Origin of the sequence: Agrococcus phoenicis (genome assembly GCF_047302415.1) — a bacterium.
Taxonomy (GTDB): Bacteria; Actinomycetota; Actinomycetes; order Actinomycetales; family Microbacteriaceae; genus Agrococcus.
On sequence record NZ_CP154854.1, the window covers coordinates 979,237 to 999,501 of the forward strand.

General features: G+C 71.4%; 13 protein-coding genes and 1 tRNA gene. 11 read left to right on the forward strand and 3 right to left on the reverse strand.

The genetic code is table 11. From position 1 onward, the window contains the following. Window positions 1–49 precede the first annotated feature (49 nt). The 3 genes from gltB (at window position 50) to pyk (ending at window position 7,664) form a co-directional block, all read left to right on the forward strand. Window positions 50–4,618: a glutamate synthase large subunit gene (gltB, locus tag AA0Z99_RS04755; protein ID WP_413319942.1), complete on the forward strand. Its 4,569-nt coding sequence runs from the start codon at window positions 50–52 to the stop codon at window positions 4,616–4,618. Continuing rightward, on the forward strand, window positions 4,611–6,062 hold the full coding sequence (locus AA0Z99_RS04760) for a glutamate synthase subunit beta (RefSeq protein ID WP_413319944.1): 1,452 nt from the start codon (window positions 4,611–4,613) through the stop codon (window positions 6,060–6,062). The genes gltB and AA0Z99_RS04760 overlap by 8 nt, the downstream gene beginning before the upstream one ends. A gap of 111 nt (window positions 6,063–6,173) precedes the next feature. Further along, entirely contained in the window at window positions 6,174–7,664 is a 1,491-nt protein-coding gene (gene pyk, locus AA0Z99_RS04765; protein ID WP_413319946.1) for a pyruvate kinase, read from the forward strand. 60 nt (window positions 7,665–7,724) lie between these two features. Here pyk and AA0Z99_RS04770 read toward each other — a convergent pair. Further along, window positions 7,725–7,806 (reverse strand) — tRNA-Leu (locus AA0Z99_RS04770). A 47-nt stretch (window positions 7,807–7,853) separates the two neighbouring features. On the opposite strand from AA0Z99_RS04770, the gene AA0Z99_RS04775 reads away from it, so the two are divergent. Beyond that, the gene (locus AA0Z99_RS04775; RefSeq protein ID WP_413319948.1) at window positions 7,854–8,495 is read left to right on the forward strand and encodes an ANTAR domain-containing response regulator; all 642 of its coding nucleotides are present in this window, start codon (window positions 7,854–7,856) and stop codon (window positions 8,493–8,495) included. 336 nt (window positions 8,496–8,831) lie between these two features. Then, window positions 8,832–9,713, forward strand: a complete 882-nt coding sequence (locus tag AA0Z99_RS04780; RefSeq protein WP_413319950.1) for a hypothetical protein — start codon at window positions 8,832–8,834, stop codon at window positions 9,711–9,713. Window positions 9,714–10,022: 309 nt separating this feature from the next. Here the strand turns inward: AA0Z99_RS04780 and AA0Z99_RS04785 are convergent, their stop codons facing one another. After that, entirely contained in the window at window positions 10,023–10,454 is a 432-nt protein-coding gene (locus AA0Z99_RS04785; protein WP_413319952.1) for a PaaI family thioesterase, read from the reverse strand. A gap of 87 nt (window positions 10,455–10,541) precedes the next feature. Here AA0Z99_RS04785 and polA point away from each other — a divergent pair, with 87 nt between their 5' ends. The 6 genes from polA (at window position 10,542) to AA0Z99_RS04815 (ending at window position 19,621) form a co-directional block, all read left to right on the forward strand. Next, window positions 10,542–13,163 carry a DNA polymerase I gene (polA, locus tag AA0Z99_RS04790; protein ID WP_413320776.1) on the forward strand — a complete coding sequence of 874 codons (2,622 nt, stop codon included), beginning with the start codon at window positions 10,542–10,544 and terminating at the stop codon, window positions 13,161–13,163. 22 nt (window positions 13,164–13,185) lie between these two features. Continuing rightward, on the forward strand, window positions 13,186–14,193 hold the full coding sequence (locus AA0Z99_RS04795) for a TIGR03560 family F420-dependent LLM class oxidoreductase (RefSeq protein WP_413319954.1): 1,008 nt from the start codon (window positions 13,186–13,188) through the stop codon (window positions 14,191–14,193). A gap of 143 nt (window positions 14,194–14,336) precedes the next feature. Next, the gene (locus AA0Z99_RS04800; RefSeq protein WP_413319956.1) at window positions 14,337–16,031 is read left to right on the forward strand and encodes a DUF885 domain-containing protein; all 1,695 of its coding nucleotides are present in this window, start codon (window positions 14,337–14,339) and stop codon (window positions 16,029–16,031) included. Next, a complete protein-coding gene (locus AA0Z99_RS04805; RefSeq protein WP_413319958.1) occupies window positions 16,028–16,492 on the forward strand; it encodes a hypothetical protein in 465 nt (154 codons plus the stop codon). The genes AA0Z99_RS04800 and AA0Z99_RS04805 overlap by 4 nt, the downstream gene beginning before the upstream one ends. A 156-nt stretch (window positions 16,493–16,648) precedes the next feature. Next, window positions 16,649–18,109, forward strand: a complete 1,461-nt coding sequence (gene rpsA / locus AA0Z99_RS04810) for a 30S ribosomal protein S1 (protein WP_413319960.1) — start codon at window positions 16,649–16,651, stop codon at window positions 18,107–18,109. 90 nt (window positions 18,110–18,199) lie between these two features. Then, window positions 18,200–19,621, forward strand: coding sequence for a serine hydrolase domain-containing protein (locus AA0Z99_RS04815; protein ID WP_413319962.1), 1,422 nt, complete (start codon window positions 18,200–18,202; stop codon window positions 19,619–19,621). Window positions 19,622–19,624: 3 nt separating this feature from the next. On the opposite strand, the gene AA0Z99_RS04820 is transcribed toward AA0Z99_RS04815, so the two are convergent. Continuing rightward, entirely contained in the window at window positions 19,625–20,248 is a 624-nt protein-coding gene (locus AA0Z99_RS04820) for a DUF4126 domain-containing protein (protein WP_413319964.1), read from the reverse strand. Window positions 20,249–20,265 lie beyond the last annotated feature (17 nt).

Genomic DNA, 20,265 nt, shown 5'->3' on the forward strand with positions numbered 1-20,265 from the left:
GCGGGCCGACGGTGTCCCGCTCCGCACGCAAGCAGCACAGCAGAGGAGCATGATGCGTACCATCAGCGATCGCTCGAACGGCGCGTTCACCTCACGGGGCCTCGGCCTGCCGGCCGCCTCCGGGATGTACGACCCGAGGCACGAGCGCGATTCGTGCGGCCTGGCGATGGTCGCCACCACGCGCGGCACGGCAGGCCACGACATCGTCGCGCTCGCGCTCGACGCGCTGCGCAACCTCGAGCATCGCGGTGCGGTCGGCTCCGACGCCGGCACGGGCGACGGCGCCGGCATCCTGACCCAGATGCCGGACGCGTTCCTGCGCGCCGTGGTCGACTTCGCGCTGCCGGAGGCGGGCACCTACGCTGCGGGCCTCGCCTTCCTGCCCCTCGACACCGCCGAGCGGGAGCGCATCCAGGATCGCATCTGGGAGCTCGCCGGCCAGGAGCGCCTGCGCGTGCTCGGCTGGCGGGAGGTGCCGACGGCGCCCGAGGCGCTCGGCGCCCTCGCCAGGGCGGCCATGCCGTCCATCCACCAGCTCTTCGTCACGGGCGCCAACGGCCCGACGACCGGCATCGAGCTCGACCGCCTCACCTGGCGCCTGCGCAAGCGCATCGAGCGCGAGCTGGGGGAGTACCTCCCCTCGCTGTCGAGCCGCACCATCACCTACAAGGGCATGGTGACGACGCTCCAGCTCGAGCCGTTCTACCCCGACCTCTCCGACGAGCGCTTCCAGACGAAGCTCGCGATCGTCCACTCCCGCTACTCGACGAACACCTTCCCGTCCTGGCCGCTCGCGCAGCCGCTGCGCATGATCGCGCACAACGGCGAGATCAACACGGTCGAGGGCAACCGCAACTGGATGGCCGCGCGCGAGTCGCAGCTGGCGAGCGAGCTGCTCGGCGACCTGCGGCCGCTGAAGCCCATCGTGACGCCGGGCATGAGCGACTCCGCGTCCTTCGACGAGGTGCTCGAGCTGCTGACCCTCGCCGGTCGCTCGCTGCCGCACGCGATCGCGATGATGGTGCCGCCGGCATGGGAGAACCAGCCGGACATGCCCCAGGAGCTGCGCGACTTCGCCGAGTACCACTCGCTGCTCATGGAGCCGTGGGACGGCCCGGCGGCCATCAGCTTCACCGACGGCTCGCTCGTGGGGGCGACGCTCGACCGCAACGGCCTGCGGCCCGGTCGCTGGCTCGAGACCTCCGACGGGCTCGTGGTGCTGGCCTCCGAGACCGGGGTGCTGCCGATCGAGCCGAGCCGGGTGGTGCGGCGCGGCCGCCTCCAGCCGGGCGTGCTCTTCCTCATCGACACCGAGGCAGGGCGCATCGTGCCCGACGAGGAGGTGAAGCGCGACCTCGCCGGCATGCAGCCGTGGGGCGAGTGGCTGGAGTCGAGCCGCATCCACCTCGCCGACCTGCCCGACCGCGAGCACGTCGCGCACACCGCCGCGTCCGTCACGCGTCGCCAGCGCACCTTCGGCTACACCGAGGAGGAGGTGAAGATCCTCATCGCCCCGATGGCGAAGAGCGGTGCCGAGCCGCTCGGCGCGATGGGCTCCGACACCCCGATCGCGGTGCTCGCGGAGCGCCCGCGACTGCTGTTCGACTACTTCAAGCAGGCATTCGCTCAGGTGACGAACCCGCCGCTGGACTCGCTGCGCGAGTCGATCGTCACGAGCATGACGATGGGTCTCGGGCCCGTGCGCAACCTCCTGACCGCGACGCCCTCGCACGCGAGCCAGATCATCCTCGACTTCCCCGTGATCGACAACGACGCCCTCGCGAAGATCCGCTCGATCGACCGCACGCCCGGCTCCCGACGGACGGTCGTCGTCAAGGGCCTCTACCGCGTGGAGGACGGGCCCGACGCCATGGAGGCGCGGATCGCCGAGATGTGCCGCGAGGTCGACGAGGCGATCGTCGACGGGGCGCAGTACGTGATCCTCTCCGATCGCGACTCGACCGACCAGCTCGCGCCCATCCCGACCCTGCTCATGGTGAGCGCGGTGCACCACCACCTGATCCGCGCATCCACCCGCATGCGCGTCGGCATCGTCGTCGAGGCGGGCGACGTGCGCGAGGTGCACCACGTCGCGCTGCTCATCGGCTACGGCGCGAGCGCCATCAACCCCTACCTCGCGATGGAGACCGCCGAGCAGCTCGCGCTCTCCGGCCAGTTGGGTGCCGACGTCGAGACGGCGGTGCGCAACCTCATCAAGGCGCTCGGCAAGGGCGTGACGAAGATCATGTCGAAGATGGGCATCTCGACCGTCGGCTCCTACGGCGGCGCGCAGGCCTTCGAGGCCGTCGGGCTGTCGCAGGAGCTCGTGGACCGGTACTTCACCGGCACCCACTCGCCGCTCGGCGGCGTCGGGCTCGACGTGATCGCCGAGGAGAACCGGATGCGGCACCGCGCCGCCTACCCGGACGAGCGGGCGCCGTTCGCGCACGAGCGGCTCGGCACCGGCGGCGAGTACCAGTGGCGCCGCGACGGCGCACCCCACCTGTTCAACCCCGAGACGGTCTTCAAGCTGCAGCACGCGACCCGCACGGGCCGCTACGAGGTGTTCCAGGACTACGCGCGGCTCGTGGACGACCAGGCTGCCGAGCTGAAGACGCTCCGCGGCCTCATGCGGCTGCGCACCGACACGACCACGGCGATCCCGGTCGACGAGGTCGAGCCGATCAGCGAGATCGTCAAGCGCTTCTCCACCGGCGCGATGAGCTACGGCTCGATCTCCCAGGAGGCGCACGAGACGCTCGCGATCGCGATGAACCGGCTCGGCGCGAAGTCGAACACCGGCGAGGGCGGTGAGGATGTCGACCGGCTGCTCGACCCCGAGCGCCGCAGCGCGATCAAGCAGGTCGCCTCCGGGCGCTTCGGCGTGACGAGCATGTACCTCACGCACGCCGACGACATCCAGATCAAGATGGCGCAGGGCGCCAAGCCCGGCGAGGGCGGCCAGCTGCCGCCGGGCAAGGTCTACCCGTGGGTCGCGCGCACCCGCCACGCGACCGCCGGCGTCGGCCTCATCTCGCCCCCGCCGCACCACGACATCTACTCCATCGAGGATCTCAAGCAGCTCATCTTCGACCTGAAGCGCGCCAACGCATCCGCTCGGGTGCACGTCAAGCTCGTCTCGCAGTCGGGCATCGGCGCGGTCGCGGCGGGCGTCGCGAAGGCGAAGGCCGACGTCGTGATGGTCTCCGGCCACGACGGCGGCACCGGCGCGAGCCCGCTGAACTCGCTGAAGCACGCCGGCACCCCGTGGGAGATCGGGCTGGCCGAGACGCAGCACACGCTCATGATGAACGGCCTGCGAGAGCGCGTGAGCGTGCAGGTCGACGGGCAGCTGAAGACGGGCCGCGACGTCATCATCGGCGCCCTGCTGGGTGCTGAGGAGTTCGGCTTCGCGACCGCGCCGCTGGTGGTCTCCGGCTGCATCATGATGCGCGTCTGCCACCTCGACACCTGCCCCGTGGGGGTCGCCACGCAGAACCCGGCGCTGCGCGAGCGCTTCACCGGCAAGCCCGAGTTCGTGGTGCAGTTCTTCGAGTTCCTGGCGCAGCAGGTGCGCGAGCAGCTCGCCGAGCTGGGGCTGCGCTCGATCGACGAGGCCATCGGGCGCTCCGACCTGCTCGACGTCGACCCCGCGGTCCAGCACTGGAAGGCGCAGGGCCTCGACCTCGCCCGCGTCCTCACGCCGCCGGCGGGGGCGCAGGGCGCCCCACGCCGGATGACCGACCAGGATCACGAGCTCGAGCAGCAGCTCGACACGCGGCTCCTGCCGGAGCTCGCGCGGGCGCTCGACGCGGGGGAGCGGCTCGTGCTCGACCTCGACATCGCGAACACCGATCGCGCGCTCGGCACGATGCTCGGCAACGCCGTCACGAAGCGAGCGGGTGCCGCCGGGCTCGAGCCCGGCACGGTCGACCTGACGCTGCGCGGCTCGGCGGGTCAGTCGCTGGGGGCCTTCGTGCCGCGGGGCATCTCGCTGCGCCTCCACGGCGACGCGAACGACTACGTCGGCAAGGGCCTCTCCGGCGGCCTCATCACGGTGCGACCGCCGGCCGACGCCGCGCTCGTCGCCGAGCACAACGTGATCGCCGGCAACGTCATCGGCTACGGCGCCACGAGCGGCGAGCTCTACCTGCGGGGCGTCGTCGGCGAGCGCTTCCTGGTGCGCAACTCCGGCGCGACCGCCGTCTGCGAGGGCGTCGGCGATCACGCGCTCGAGTACATGACGGGCGGCACCGCGGTCATCCTCGGACCCACCGGCCGCAACATCGGGGCCGGCATGTCGGGCGGCAGCGCCTACATCCTGGACCTCGACCGGCGCCTGCTCAACCAGGACTCGTTCCACCAGGGCGAGCTGCGGGTAGACCCGCTCTCCGAGGAGGACGCGATCGAGCTGCGCGCGATCCTCGCGCGGCACCTCGAGCTCACGGGCTCGGCGGTCGCCGAGGCGCTGCTGGCCGAGGGGCTCGCGCGCTTCTCGAAGCTCGTGCCGCGCGACTGGGCCATGGTCCGCGACATCCGGCTCGATGCCGAGCAGCAGGGGCTCGACCCCGATTCCGACAACATCTGGCGCAAGATCCTGGAGGTGACCGGTGGCTGATCCTCGTGGATTCCTGAAGGTGACGGAGCGCGAGCTCCCGAAGAAGCGGCCGGTGCCGGTCCGCATCCTCGACTGGCGCGAGATCGGCGAACCGGGCGACAAGGCCGTGCTGAAGCGGCAGGCGGGGCGCTGCATGGACTGCGGCGTGCCGTTCTGCCACCAGGGCTGCCCGCTCGGCAACCTGATCCCCGAGTGGAACGACCTCACCTGGCGCGGCGAGGGCCGCGCGGCGAGCGACCGCCTGCACGCGACGAACAACTTCCCGGAGCTCACGGGGCGCCTGTGCCCCGCGCCCTGCGAGTCGTCCTGCGTGCTCGGCATCAACCAGCCGGCCGTGACGATCAAGTCGATCGAGCAGACCATCGCCGACGAGGCCTTCGCCAACGGCTGGACGGAGCCGCACCCGCCTGCGCGCCTGACCGGCAAGACGGTCGCGGTGGTCGGATCCGGGCCTGCGGGGCTCGCGGCGGCGCAGCAGCTGACGCGCGCCGGGCACACCGTCGCCGTCTACGAGCGCGACGATCGCATCGGCGGGCTGCTGCGCTACGGCATCCCCGACTTCAAGCTCGAGAAGCGCACGCTCGAGGCGCGGCTGGCGCAGATGCAGGCGGAGGGCACGCGCTTCCGCGCGGGCGTCCAGATCGGGCGCGACCTGAGCTGGGAGGATCTCGCCGACCGGTTCGACGCGGTGATCGTCGCGACGGGCGCTCCCGCGGCGCGCGAGCTCGAGATCCCCGGGCGCGAGCTCGCCGGCGTGCACCTGGCGATGGAGTACCTCGTGCAGCAGAACCGCGCGGTCGCGGGCACGCAGGTCGCCAACCAGATCAGCGCGAGCGGCAAGCACGTCGTGGTGCTCGGCGGCGGCGACACCGGAGCCGACTGCATCGGCACGGCGCACCGGCAGGGCGCCCTCTCGGTCACGAACCTCGCGATCGGCGTGCAGCCGCCCAGCGAGCGGCCGGAGCACCAGCCCTGGCCCGTGCACCCGAACCTCTTCGAGGTGCAGTCCAGCCACGAGGAGGGCGGCGAGCGCCACTACCTCGCCTCCACCGTCGAGTTCCTCGCGAACGCCTCCGGCGAGGTGCGGGCCCTCAAGATCGCGGAGACCGAGGTCGTCGACGGCACCCGTCGTCCGAAGCCGGGCACGGAGCGCGAGATCCCCGCAGACCTCGTGCTGCTCGCGCTCGGCTTCACCGGCGCGGATGCGTCGATCGGCGATGCGCTGCAGGTGCCCTTCGAGCGCGGCCTGCCGCAGCGACGCCCCGACTTCTCGACCGACAGGCCCGGCGTCTTCGTCGCCGGCGACGCGGGCCGAGGCGCATCGCTCATCGTCTGGGCGATCGCCGAGGGTCGCGCCGCCGCCGCCGCGGTGGACGCGTACCTGGAGGGCTCGAGCGAGCTGCCGGCGCCCGTGCAGGCGACCGATCGCCCCTTCGTGGCGTGAGGCGGCGCGCCCGCGCGAAGCCCGAGGGCGACGCGCGGGCGCGCGACTGGCAGGATGGGACCGTTCGTGCCGAACCCACCCAGGCGGCGCGATGACGAAAGCGAGTGACTTGTGAGACGAGCCAAGATCGTCGCGACGTGGGGGCCGGCCCTTGCCGGCTACGAGAGCACGAAGGCCGCGATCGCGGCCGGCGTGAACGTCGCGCGCATGAACCTGAGCCATGGAGACCGAAGCGTGCACGAGGAGGTGTACGCGAACATCCGCCGCGCCTCCGACGAGCTGCGCATCCCGGTCGGCATCCTGGTCGACCTGCAGGGCCCGAAGATCCGGCTGGGCAAGATCCCCGGCGGCCCCTTCGAGCTCCGCGAGGGCGACCGGTTCACCATCACGACCGACGACATCGAGGGCGACGGGCAGCGCGCCAGCACGACGTTCACGGGCCTGCCCGCCGACGTCAAGCCCGGCGACCCGCTGCTGATCGACGACGGCCGCATCGCGCTGCGCGCCCTGGAGGTGACAGCGACCGACGTCGTCGCGGAGGTCGTCGTCGGCGGCCCGGTGAGCTCGAACAAGGGCATCAACCTGCCGGGCGTCGCCGTCAACGTGCCGGCGCTGAGCGAGAAGGACGAGTCCGACCTGCGCTGGGCGCTGGATCTCGGCGCCGACATCATCGCGCTCTCCTTCGTGCGCGACGCGAGCGACATCGAGCGCGTGCACGAGATCATGGCGGAGGAGGGCAGGAAGCTGCCCGTCGTCGCGAAGATCGAGAAGCCCCAGGCGGTCGAGAACCTCGCCGACATCATCGACGCGTTCGACGCGATCATGGTGGCGCGCGGCGACCTCGGGGTCGAGCTGCCGCTCGAGCAGGTGCCGCTGGTGCAGAAGCGCGCGGTCGAGATGGCTCGCCGGTGGGCGAAGCCCGTGATCGTCGCCACGCAGGTGCTCGAGTCGATGATCGAGAACCCGCGGCCGACGCGCGCCGAGGCGAGCGACTGCGCGAACGCCATCCTCGACGGCGCGGATGCGGTGATGCTCTCGGGCGAGACGAGCGTCGGCAAGCACGCGATCACGACGATCGAGACGATGGCCCGCATCGTCGGCGCAGCGGAGCAGGAGGGCCTGGCCCGCATCCCTCCGCTCGGCACGAAGCCGCGCACGCAGGGCGGCGCCGTGACCCTCGCCGCGCTCGAGGTGGCGGAGTTCGTCGACGCCGCGGCGATCGTCGTCTTCACCGAGTCTGGCGACTCCGCGCGACGCATGTCGCGCCTGCGCACGCAGATCCCGACGTTCGGCTTCACCCCCGATCCTGAGATCGAGTGCCGCATGCAGATGGTCTGGGGCATGCAGACGCACCTCGTCGACCGCGTGATGCACACCGACGACATGATCGCCCAGGTCGACGACGTGCTGATCGGCAAGCGGCTGATCGAGGTCGGCCAGAAGGTCGTCGTGGTCTCGGGCATGCCTCCGGGCACCTCCGGCTCGACCAACGACATCCGCGTGCACCGCGTCGGCGACGTGCACGCGGAGGCGGCGCCCGCGTACCACGGCAAGCGTCGCATCGAGGTCCTGCACTCGGCGCCGGCGCCGTCGGAGGGCTAGGCCCCGCCGCACCGCGAGACGCCAGCGGCCCGCCCCGTCGAGGGGCGGGCCGTGCTGTCGTGCCGGTGGTGGGACTCGAACCCACACTCCTCGCGGAAGCGCAGTTTGAGTGCGCCGCGTCTGCCAGTTCCGCCACACCGGCTCGGGCTCGGCAGAGCCGCACCCGTTCCGAAGACTAGGCTAGTGCTCATGACCGACGACCTCTTCGCCGAGCCCGAGCTCGACGCTGCTGCCGCACCCATCGCCACCACCGCACGCACGGTGCTGGTCGCCGAGGACGAGTCGCTCATCCGCCTCGACATCGTCGAGACCCTGCAGGCAGCCGGGTACGACGTGATCGGCGAGGCCGGGGACGGCGAGCGCGCCGTCGAGCTCGCGACCGAGCTGAAGCCCGACCTCATCGTGATGGACGTCAAGATGCCGAAGATGGATGGCATCACGGCGGCGGAGAAGATCGGCGCGGCGAAGATCGCCCCCGTCGTGCTGCTGACGGCCTTCAGCCAGAAGGAGCTCGTCGAGCGGGCAGGAGAGGCCGGTGCGCTCGCGTACGTCGTGAAGCCCTTCACGCAGAACGACCTGCTGCCCGCGATCGAGATCGCGCTGGCCCGCTGGGAGCAGATCCGCACGCTCGAGACCGAGGTCGCGGACCTCGCCGACCGGTTCGAGACCCGCAAGCTCGTCGACCGCGCGAAGGGTCTGCTGAACCAGCGCATGGGGCTGGCAGAGCCCGAGGCCTTCCGCTGGATCCAGAAGGCGTCGATGGATCGCCGCTTGACCATGGCCGAGGTCGCGCAGGCCGTCATCGAGCAGCTCGACCCCAAGAAGAAGTAGCGCGCACCCGCTCGCGCCCCGCTCGCCCCACCCTCAGCGGTCCCACCCTCCCCACCGCTGACTGGCGCCTCCCGCGCCTGAGTGGCGCCTCCCGCCCGTGAGTGGCGCCTCCCGCGCCTGAGTGGCGCCTCCTGCGCCTGAGTGGCGCCTCCTGCGCCTGAGTGGCGCCTCCCGCGCCTGAGTGGCGCCTCCCGCCCCTGAGTGGCGCCTCCCGCGCCTGAGTGGCGCCTCCCGCCCCTGAGTGGCGCCTCCCGCCCTGGAGTGGATGCGTGGATACTCCACAGCGACACACCGCGCGGCAGCCAGGCAGACCCCGCATCGCGCACCATGCCGCGCATGGACTCTCCCCACGGCTTCACCGTCAGCGCAGGACTCGACCGCGGCTACACCGCCGCGGAGCTCCGCTCGATGGCCTTCACCTCTCCAGCGCGCGGCGTGCGCATCACCGCTGCGATCGGCGACGATGCGCGCGCGCTGTTCGAGGCGGTTCGCGTCCTGGCCGTCGACGACCAGTTCTTCTCGCACACGACGGCGGCGCGCATCCATGGCATGCCACTGCCCACTCGCTTCGAGACCGAGGCCACGATCCACCTCGCCTCACCGACCGGGCGCGCGCGGATGCAGCGGCCCGGTGTGATCGGTCACCGACTGCAGTCCGAGTCGCTCGAGATCGATGGGATGCGGGTCGAGACGCGCTCCGACGCGTTCATCCACCTCGCGACCATGCTGACGCTCGAGGAGCTGGTGGTGGTGGGTGACTGGCTGGTCTCGCCCAACCGACGGGCTCCGCTGTCGATCGAGGAGCTGGTGGATGCGCTGCGTCGCTACGACGGGGCACGCGGGCTCCACCGCGCACGGCACGCGCTGTCGCTGGTGCGGGTCGGGGCGGAGTCACCGCGCGAGACGCTGGTGCGGCTCCTCGTCGTCCGATCGCTGCCCGAGCCCACCTTGCAGCACCGGGTCTTGGACGCATCCGGCGCCTTCATCGCGCGACTGGACCTGAGCTGGCCGAGCCTGAAGCTCGGCGTCGAGTACGACGGCGAGCACCACGCTGAGCCGCGGCAGCGAGCGCTGGACGAGGCGCGTCTCGAGAAGCTGCGGGCGGCCGGATGGCGCATCATCACCGTCACCAAGGAACACCTGGCGGATGGCGGCGTGCGCCTCTTGGCCGAGATCGTCGCCGCGCACCGGCGCGCTGCCGCGTGGACCGCCGCGTGAACGTGCCCTGCGGATCCACGGGTATTGCGGATGTGTCGATGCAGCCTGGCCAGTCGTCGCTGCAGCGCGGGAGGCGCCAGTCAGGTGCGGGAGGCGCCGCTCAGGTGCGGAGGCCGCCACTCAGATGCGGGGAGCGCCAGTCAAGCGCGGAGGTCGCCACTCAGGTGCGGAGGTCGCCACTCAGGTGCGGAGGTCGCCACTCAGGTGCGGGAGGCGCCACTCAGGTGCGGGAGGCGCCACTCAAGTGGGGGACTCAGGTGGGGAGGCGCGGGTCGGCGCGGGAGGCGCTGCGGTCGCGCGGGGAGCGGGTCAGCGCGTCTTGATGAAGTTCGTGATGCGGATGGTCGAGGCTCGGCGCCCCTCGTCGTCCGTGCAGACGATCTCGTGCACCGTCATGGAGCGCCCCAGGTGCAGCGCCGTGCACTCCGCCGTCACCCATCCGCTCTCGATCGATCGCGTGTGGGTCGCGTTCAGGTCGGTGCCGACGGCGTAGCGGCCCTCGCCGGCGTGGATGTTCGCGCTCACCGAGCCGAGCGTCTCGGCGATCACGCAGTAGGCGCCGCCGTGCACGTAGCCGACCGGCTGCTTGTTGCCCTCCGCCGGCATCCGGGCGACCGAGCGCTCGGCAGACAGCTGCAGGAACTCGATGCCCATCGCCTCCGCCAGCTGGCCGCCGGGCTTGCCGTCGCGGCGCTCCAGCAGCGATCTCGTCGCGTCGTCGATGTCGGTCGGCAGGGTCATCGGGTCTCCGCTTCGTCGGTGCGGTCGGCAGCCGTGTCGGTCGTGCGGGCTAGGCTGACTGCCGTGTCGGACACGAAGCCTACCCTCATGGTCATCGACGGCCACTCGCTCGCCTTCCGTGCGTTCTTCGCCCTCCCGCTGGAGAACTTCGTGAACTCCGAGGGGCAGCACACGAACGCCATCCACGGCTTCCTGTCGATGCTCCTCAAGCTGCTCCAGGACCACAAGCCGACGCACCTCGCGGTGGCGTTCGACATCTCGCGCTTCTCGTTCCGCACCCGGGAGTACCCGGAGTACAAGGGCACGCGCGACGAGACCCCGAAGGAGTTCAAGGGGCAGGTGCCGCTGCTCGAGGAGGCGCTGCACGCCATGGGCGTGCGCACCATCTCGAAGGAGGACTACGAGGCCGACGACATCCTCGCGACGCTCTCCGTCGAGGGGCCGAAGGCAGGCATGGACGTGTACGTCGTCTCCGGCGACCGCGACACGATCCAGCTCGTCAACGAGCACGTGACGCTGCTCTACCCGGCCGTGCGCGGCGTCTCGGAGCTCAAGCACTACACGCCGGAGACCGTGCGCGAGCGCTACGGCATCGAGCCCGAGCAGTACCCCGAGATCGCCGCGCTCGTGGGCGAGACGAGCGACAACCTGGTCGGCATCGACAAGGTGGGGGAGAAGACCGCCGTCAAGTGGATCAAGGAGTACGGCACCGTCGCGAACCTGCTCGAGCACGCCGACGACATCAAGGGCGTCGTCGGCAACAACCTGCGCGAGCAGCGCGAGCGCGCAGAGCGCAACCGGCGCCTCAACAAGCTCCTCACCGACGTCGACCTGGGCGTCGCGCCCGCAGAGCTCGAGCGCGGCAAGGTCGACGAGGCGGCGCTGCGCGAGGTCTTCCAGCGCCTGCAGTTCCGCACCCTCCTCGACCGCGTCCTGAAGCAGGAGGGCAGCGGCGAGGCCTCCGCGGCGCTCGAGCCCGAGGTGCACGCGCCCGCGGTGCAGAAGCTGGTCGACGAAGAGCTCGACCTGTGGCTCGAGCGAGCGAGCGGCATGGTCGCCGTCTCGATCGCGCCGGATGGGCTCGGCGGCATCGCCGGCTTCGGCGTCGCCACCGAGGGCGCGAGCGCGTACGTGCCCTACAAGTCGGGCACGAGCGACTACGACGGCTTCGTCGCGTGGCTCGCCTCCGACGCCCCGAAGGCGCTCCACGACGTGAAGCTCGCCATCAAGGCGCTCGACCGCGCGGGGCTGCAGCTCGGCGGTGCCGTGCACGACACGCGCGTCGCCGCCTGGCTCGCGACCCCGACGGCGCCGCCCAAGACCTTCGAGCTGGACTGGCAGACCGAGGCGCTGCTCGGCGCACCGCTGCCCGCGCCCGACCCGAACCAGCTGGTGCCGGAGATCGCCCCGGAGGAGCTCGGCACCGTCGCATGGCTCACGGGCGAGCTCGCGCGCATCCAGCGACCTCGACTCGACGAGGGCACGCTCGGCGTGCTCGACGACATCGAGCTGCCGCTCATGCCGGTCCTCTGCCGCATGGAGCGCCAGGGGGTCGCGATCGACGCGGAGGTGCTGCAGCGCATCCACGAGCAGATGCGCGAGCAGGCCGCCGGCCACGCCGAGGCTGCCTACGCCGAGATCGGCCACGAGGTGAACCTCGGCAGCCCCAAGCAGCTGCAGGCGGTGCTCTTCGAAGAGCTCGACATGCCGAAGACGCGCGCGACCAAGACCGGCTACTCGACCGACGCCCAGGCGCTCGCCGACCTGCAGGAGACCAATCCGCACCCGTTCCTCGGCCTGCTGCTGCAGCATCGGGAGACGACGAAGCTCGCGCAGATCATCGAGACGCTGCAGCGCGCGGTCCAGGACGACGGCCGGATCCGCACGCGCTACGACCAGACCGGTTCCGCATCCGGCCGCCTCTCGTCGAACGACCCCAACCTGCAGAACATCCCGGTGCGCACCGAGGTCAGCCGCGAGATCCGCTCGGCGTTCGTGCACGGCGAGGGCTTCGAGACGCTGCTCACCGCCGACTACTCGCAGATCGAGATGCGCATCATGGCCCACCTGTCGGGCGACGAGGGCCTCATCGAGGCGTTCCTCTCCGGGGAGGACCTGCACCGCTTCGTCGGCAGTCGCATCTTCGGCGTCGACCCGAGCGAGGTGACGGCGCTGCAGCGCGTGAAGGTCAAGGCGATGAGCTACGGCCTCGCCTACGGCCTGAGCGCCTTCGGCCTCTCGAAGCAGCTGCGCATCTCGCAGGCAGAGGCCAAGCAGCTCATGCTCGACTACTTCCAGCGCTTCGGCGGCATCCGCGACTACCTGCGCGGCGTCGTCATGCAGGCGAAGGAGGATGGCTACACGACGACGATCTACGGCCGCCGCCGCCCGTTCCCCGACCTCTCGTCCTCGAATCGCGTGCTGCGCGAGAACGCCGAGCGCCAGGCGCTCAACTCTCCCATCCAGGGCTCCGCCGCCGACATCATCAAGCGCGCCATGCTCGCGATCGACCGCCGCATCATCGACGAGGGACTCGGCTCCCGCATGCTGCTGCAGGTGCACGACGAGCTGGTGTTCGAGGTGGCCTCCGGCGAGCGCGAGGCGCTCGAGGCGATCGTGCGGCAGGAGATGGGCGGCGCTGCCGAGCTCTCGGTGCCGCTCGAGGTGCAGGTGGGCGTCGGACCCAACTGGGATGCCGCAGCTCACTAGCCTGGCTCACTAGTCTGGTGGCATGACTGACGCACTCCAGTTCGGCCTGTTCGTCCCGCAGGGCTGGCGCCTCGACCTCGTCGACATCCCCCCTGCAGAGCAGTGGCAGCGGATGCGCGAGGTCGCGCAGGCAGCGGACGCCGGCGCCTGGCACTCGGTGTGGGTCTACGACCACTTCCACACCACGCCGCAGCCGACCCAGGAGGCCACGCACGAGGCGTGGTCGCTCATGGCAGCGCTCGCAGCCTCGACCGAGCGCGTGCGCCTCGGCCAGATGTGCACGTGCATGGGCTATCGGAACCCGGCCTCCATGGCCAAGATCGCGGCGACGGTGGACGCGATCTCCGGCGGCCGCCTCGAGTTCGGCATCGGCGCAGGTTGGTACGAGCACGAGTGGCGCGCCTACGGCTACGGGTTCCCGGGCGTCGGCGAGCGCATCTCGGCGCTCCGCGACGGCGTGCAGATCATCCAGCGCCTGTGGGCGGAGGGCGAGGCCTCGGTCGAGTCCGAGACCTTCACGGTCGACGGCGCCATCTGCCAGCCGCAGCCGCTGCAGGTCGGCCGCGACGGCAAGCCGCGCATCCCCACCTGGATCGCGGGCGGCGGAGAGAAGCGCACACTGCGCTACGCCGCGAAGTGGGCCGACGCCACGAACTTCGGCGGCAGCCCTGAGCAGTTCGCCCGCAAGCGCGACATCCTCCGCGAGCACCTGGAGCGAGAGGGCCGCGACCCCGCGGAGGTGCGCCTGAGCTCGAACCTCAACGTCGTCGTGCGCGAGACCGAGGCCGAGGCGCTGCGGGTCGTGGAGCGCGTGAACGCTCGGGCGGACACGGCGATGCCGGCAGCGCACGCGGGCACCGCCTTCTCGGTCAAGGGCGCCGTGGTCGGCACGCCGCAGCAGGTCGTCGACCACGTCGGCGCGCTGCGCGAGGCGGGGCTCGGCACGCTGATCGCCTACATGCCCGACGTCGCCTACGACCGCGCGGGCATGGAGCTGTTCGAGCGCGAGGTCATGCCGGCCCTGGGCTGAGGCGTCGGGGCTGAGGCGTCGGGGCTGCGGCATCCCGGATCGAGGAGGCGCGCTCCATCCCGCCCGCTGCCTCCTCTGCGGGTGACGGATCAGCGCAGCGCCCTCTGCTCGTGACCGGCGCCGACCGGCCATAGGGTGGTGGCATGACAGACGAGAACGTCAGCGCACCGTCGCGCCCCCAGTCCGAGATCGACCGCATCGCCGAGGACTACGTCCATCGGGCGGCCGTGCTGAACCCCGAGCTCAACGTCTGGACGGGCCTCGAGGGCGACAAGGCCGGCTACGGCGACTACTCGCCCGAAGGACGCGAGGCGATGGCCTCGCTCGCCCGCGACGTGCTCGCGAGCCTCGAGGCCGCGCAGCCCGCAGACGACATCGACTGGGTCACGAAGACCGACCTCGCGCGCGAGCTGCAGCTCGAGCTCGACATCGACGCCGCAGGCTGGGGCGACCGCGACCTCAACAACCTCGCGAGCCCCGCCAGCTCGATCCGCGACATCTTCGACCTGATGCCGACCGCCGGCGAGCAGGACTGGGACGACATCGCCCAGCGCATGCGCAACGTGCCCGGCGCCATCGACGGCTACATCGCCTCGCTCCGCGCCGGCATCGCCAGCGGGAACACGCCGGCGGCGCGCCAGATCGACAACGTGCTCGAGCAGCTCGCCGACTACGGCACCGGGCGGGGCTTCTTCCACGACTTCGCGGAGGGCGCGAAGGCGGGGGAGTCCGCGCTGCCCGAGTCGCTGCGCCGCGACCTCGCGGCCGCCGCGGTGGAGGCGACCGACGCGCACGAGCGGTTCGCCACGTTCCTGCGCGAAGAGCTCGCGGCATCCGCCAACCCCGTCGACGCCGTGGGCCGGGAGTTCTACTCGCTCATGTCGCGCAGGTTCCTGGGCGCGGAGGTCGACCTCGACGAGACGTACGCCTGGGGCATCGAGGAGCTCGACCGCATGCGCACCGAGCAGGAGGCGATCGCGAACGAGATCAAGCCCGGCGCCACGGTGCAGGAGGCGATCGAGTTCCTGGACGGCGACGAGAGCCGCAAGCTGCACGGCACCGACGCGCTCAAGGCGTGGATGCAGCGCACGAGCGACCAGGCGGTCGAGGAGCTCGGCCGCACCCACTTCGACATCGCCGAGCCGATCAAGGCGCTCGAGTGCATGATCGCGCCGACCGAGACGGGCGGGATCTACTACACCGGTCCCGCCGACGACTTCTCGCGGCCAGGCCGCATGTGGTGGTCGGTGCCGAAGGGCGTCACCGAGTTCGACACCTGGCGCGAGCTCACGACGGTGTACCACGAGGGCGTGCCGGGGCATCACCTGCAGATCGCGCAGCAGACCTACAACCGCGGCGAGCTCAACCTGTGGCGCCGGGCGTTCGCCGGCACCTCCGGCCACGCGGAGGGCTGGGCGCTGTACGCCGAGCGACTGATGGAGTCGCTCGGCTACCTCGACGACCCGGCGGACCGGCTCGGCATGCTCGACGGTCAGCGGATGCGCGCGGCGCGCGTCGTGCTCGACATCGGCGTGCACCTCGGGAAGCCGCGCCTCGACGGCACGGGGGAGTGGGACTTCGACTACGCCTTCGACTTCATGCGGCAGAACGTCAACATGAACGAGCCCTTCGTGCGCTTCGAGGTCAACCGCTACTTCGGCTGGCCGGGCCAGGCGCCCTCGTACAAGATCGGGCAGCGCATCTTCGAGCAGATCCGCGATGAGGCCGCCGAGGCCGAGGGCGACGCCTTCGACCTGAAGCGCTTCCACATGCGCGTGCTCAACATCGGCGGTGTGGGGCTCGACACCCTGCGTCAGGCAGTGCTGCGCGGAGCGTGAGCGCGCTCGAGGCCGCAGCCGGGCTGCGCGAGCCGGTCGACCACTTCGACCAGCTCGCGCAGCTCGAGCGCGCGGCCCTCGGCGCGCACGCGGGCGAGCCGATCGCGCTGTGCGACCGAGCGCACGGCGAGTCGCTCCGGCTGCGGGCGGCGCAGCCGCAGGCGGTGCGCCCGAAGGGGCTGCTCGCTCGGCTCGGTGCGCGCAGCGATGCCCGCGAGCACGAGGCCCGCATGGAGGCCTGGGACGTCGAGGTCGACGCCCTCGAGGCCGCGACCGAGGCTGCGATGGGTCGCTGGCGCGCCGCGAGCGACCCCTCCCTCATCGCTGCGGCGACCGCGGATCGCGACGCGGCCATCCGCTCGATCGTGGAGCGCGGGCTCTTCGACGCCGCGCTGGGCGAGGAGATGTGCGCAGAGCCGCTCGGGACGATGCTCGTGCGATCGGCGCTGGCCCACGACTGAGCAGCCGCGCAGCGGACCTCGCCGGCGCGTGGCGGCATGCGTGCGAGCCGTGTAGGCTTGGCAGGTCACTCGCATGGTGACGAGACCACTCCGAACCGCCGCCGCGCATCCGCATGCCCGTCGGCCCGATACCCCCTACAAGGCACCTTGAACTCTATGACCACTGCAACGACCACGGCTCCCAAGCAGGTCGCCGTGAACGACATCGGCTCGGCCGATGACTTCATGGCCGCCGTTGAGAAGACCCTGAAGTTCTTCAACGACGGCGACCTCATCGAGGGCACCGTCGTCAAGATCGACCGCGACGAGGTCCTGCTCGACGTCGGCTACAAGACCGAGGGCGTCATCCCCTCGCGCGAGCTCTCCATCAAGCACGACGTCGACCCCACGGAGGTCGTCGAGGTCGGCGACACCGTCGAGGCGCTCGTCCTCCAGAAGGAGGACAAGGAGGGTCGCCTGATCCTCTCGAAGAAGCGTGCGCAGTACGAGCGCGCCTGGGGCGACGTCGAGCGCATCAAGGACGAGGACGGCGTCGTCACCGGCACGGTCATCGAGGTCGTCAAGGGCGGTCTCATCGTCGACATCGGCCTGCGCGGCTTCCTGCCCGCATCGCTCATCGAGCTGCGCCGCGTTCGCGACCTCACGCCGTACCTCGGTCAGGAGATCGAGGCGAAGATCCTCGAGCTCGACAAGAACCGCAACAACGTCGTGCTCTCGCGTCGCGCCCTCCTCGAGGAGACGCAGTCGGCATCGCGCGGTGCCTTCCTGCAGTCGCTGCAGAAGGGCCAGGTCCGCAAGGGCGTCGTCTCGTCGATCGTCAACTTCGGCGCGTTCGTCGACCTCGGCGGCGTCGACGGCCTCGTGCACGTCTCGGAGCTCTCGTGGAAGCACATCGAGCACGCCTCCGAGGTCGTCGAGGTCGGCCAGGAGGTCACCGTCGAGATCCTCACCGTCGAGCTCGACCGCGAGCGCGTCTCGCTGTCGCTCAAGGCGACGCAGGAGGACCCGTGGCAGATCTTCGCCCGCACCCACGCCATCGGCCAGGTCGCACCGGGCAAGGTCACGAAGCTCGTCACCTTCGGTGCGTTCGTGCGCGTCGCGGATGGCATCGAGGGCCTCGTGCACATCTCGGAGCTGTCGGCGAAGCACGTCGAGACCGCTGACCAGGTCGTGTCGGTCAACGACGAGGTCTTCGTCAAGATCATCGACATCGACCTCGAGCGCCGTCGCATCTCGCTCTCGCTGAAGCAGGCCAACGAGGGCGTCGACCCGGAGGGCACCGACTTCGACCCGGCGCTCTACGGCATGCTCGCCGAGTACGACGAGCAGGGCAACTACAAGTTCCCGGAGGGCTTCGACCCCGAGACGAACGAGTGGAAGGAAGGCTTCGACAGCCAGCGCGAGGCCTGGGAGGCCGAGTACACCGCAGCGCAGACGCGCTGGGAGGCGCACAAGGCGCAGGTCGCAGCCGCTCGCGACGCAGAGCTGACCTCGAACGACGTGCCCTCGAGCGCGCAGTCGTTCGGAGGCTCGACCGAGGAGGGCGGCGCAGGCACGCTCGCCGACGACGAGGCGCTCGCCGCACTGCGCGAGAAGCTCACCGGCTCGGCCGAGTAGGCATCACCGCACGAGCGGGCCGCACCTGAGGGTGCGGCCCGCTTCGCGTTGCGCGGGCAACGGTGCGCCGACAGGTGCCAGGATCGAGCCATGCCCGCCGACGACTCGCTCTCCCGCGCCCTCGACTACGCCGACCGCTGGCTCGACTACCGCCGGTGGCGCCTGCGCATCCCCGGCGTGCAGGCCGCTGTGCGCGTCGGCGGCGCGCTGGTGCTCGACACGGCGCACGGGGTGGCGGATGCGTCCACGGGGGAGGCACTGACGCCGCACCACCGGTTCCGGGTCGCCTCGCACTCCAAGTCGCTGGCCGCGCTCGCCGCGATGCGGCTGGTCGACGAGGGCCGGCTGCGGCTCGACGACTCCGCTGCGCAGCACGTGCCGGCGCTCCGCGACACCGACGCGGGCGCGCTGCTCGTGCGCGAGCTCCTCTCGCACGGCAGCGGCGCGACCAGGGACAGCGACGACGTCTCCTTCTGGCGGTTGGAGTCGGCGTTCCCCGACGCCGACCGGCTGCTCGCGATCGCGCGCGCAGGCGTGTCGCGACTGCCAGCTTCCGCCGAGTTCAAGTACTCGAACATCGGGTTCGGGCTGCTGGGGCTCGTCATCGAGCAGATCACCGGGGAGCCGTACGACGTGGCGCTCGAGCAGCTGGTGCTCGCGCCGCTGGGGCTGCGCTCCTCCTCCGGGGACCTGCGGCCCGAGGCAGGATCGACGAGCGCTGCGGGAGCCGGCGACCCGACTGCGCGCGTCGCGGGGCCGCTCGTGACAGGGCACTCGGCGCTGCACTCGAGCGAGGAGCGCACGGCGCTCGGCAACCCGCCGACCGGGGCTCTGGCTGCCGCCACCGGGGCAGTCGCGCCGGCGCGCGAGCTCACGGATGCGCTGCGCGCGGTGACGGATGCCGACGACCGCCTGCTGGCCGCGACGACGCGACGTCGCATGCGCCAGCGGCAGTGGTCGACCTCCCGCCCAGGCATCGACGCGGGCTACGGGCTGGGGCTCATGCTGCGCACGATCGACGGGCGGGAGTGGGCAGGGCACGGCGGCGCCTGGACGGGACAGGCGACCCGCACGCTCGTGGACGCGGAGCGGGACGTCGTGATCAGCGTCTGCACGAACGCGATCGACGCGCCGGCCGAGGAGCTGGCGATCGGCGTCGCCGGCATCGTGCGGGCGGCGCTGGATGCCGGGGAGCGCGGGAGCGCAGCGATGCGGACCGCCGCCGATCTCGCACGGGCGCGCTCGTTCGAGGGCACCTACGCCAGCATCTGGGGCCGCGTCGACGTCGTGGAGCTTGGCGGCCGGCTGCTGTGCATCGCGCCGACGGCGCCCGACCCGCTGCAGCTCGTGGACGAGCTCGAGCCGCTCGACGACGACCGCGTGCGCATCACCGCGTCGACAGGGATGGGCGCCGGGCACGAGACCGCGACTGCCGAGCGCGATGCGTCGGGCCGCGTCGTCCGGTGGCGCGGCGCCATGCACATGGAGCGCGTCTCGGCACGGGTCGGCTGAGCGTCAGGGCGTCTGGAGCCGGTCGGTCGCGGGCCGCAGGTCGGCGTTCCGCCGCTTCCTGGCCGTGCGCCAGAGCGACCAGCCGAGCAGCCCCAGCAGCGCCAGCCCGAGCAGCACCAGGACGGGCGCGACGATCGCGAGCAGCGACATGGCGATCGCTCCGACGTCCTCGACGGTCGAGATCACCGGCGCGGCGGCACCGACGGTGGCGGCGTTCGCGGCGGGCCGCATCGCCGTCTTGCCCACGTGGACGGTCAGCGCGATGACCGCGCCCACGACGATCGGCACCCACTGGTTCGTGGCGAAGAACGCTGCCGGGTCGGTGACCGCGACGGTCGAGGCCGTGGAGGAGGATCCGAAGACGAGGCCGCCGGCGGTGGGGCGCACGATGGTCTGCAGCACGTCGTTCACGCTGTCCACCGCCGGGATCTTGTCGGCCACGACCTCGACCACCAGCAGCACCGCGAGGATGCCGAGCACCCATCCGTTCGAGATCCACGCCCAACCCTCCGGCAGCGCCAGGGCATCGGGGAAGAAGCGGTTCGCGAGGCCGACGACCAGCATCGGGATGTAGGCGTTCATGCCTGCCGCTGCAGCCAGGCCGGAGCCGGTCAGGAACTCGAGCATGGGCCGGGCCTCCTCCC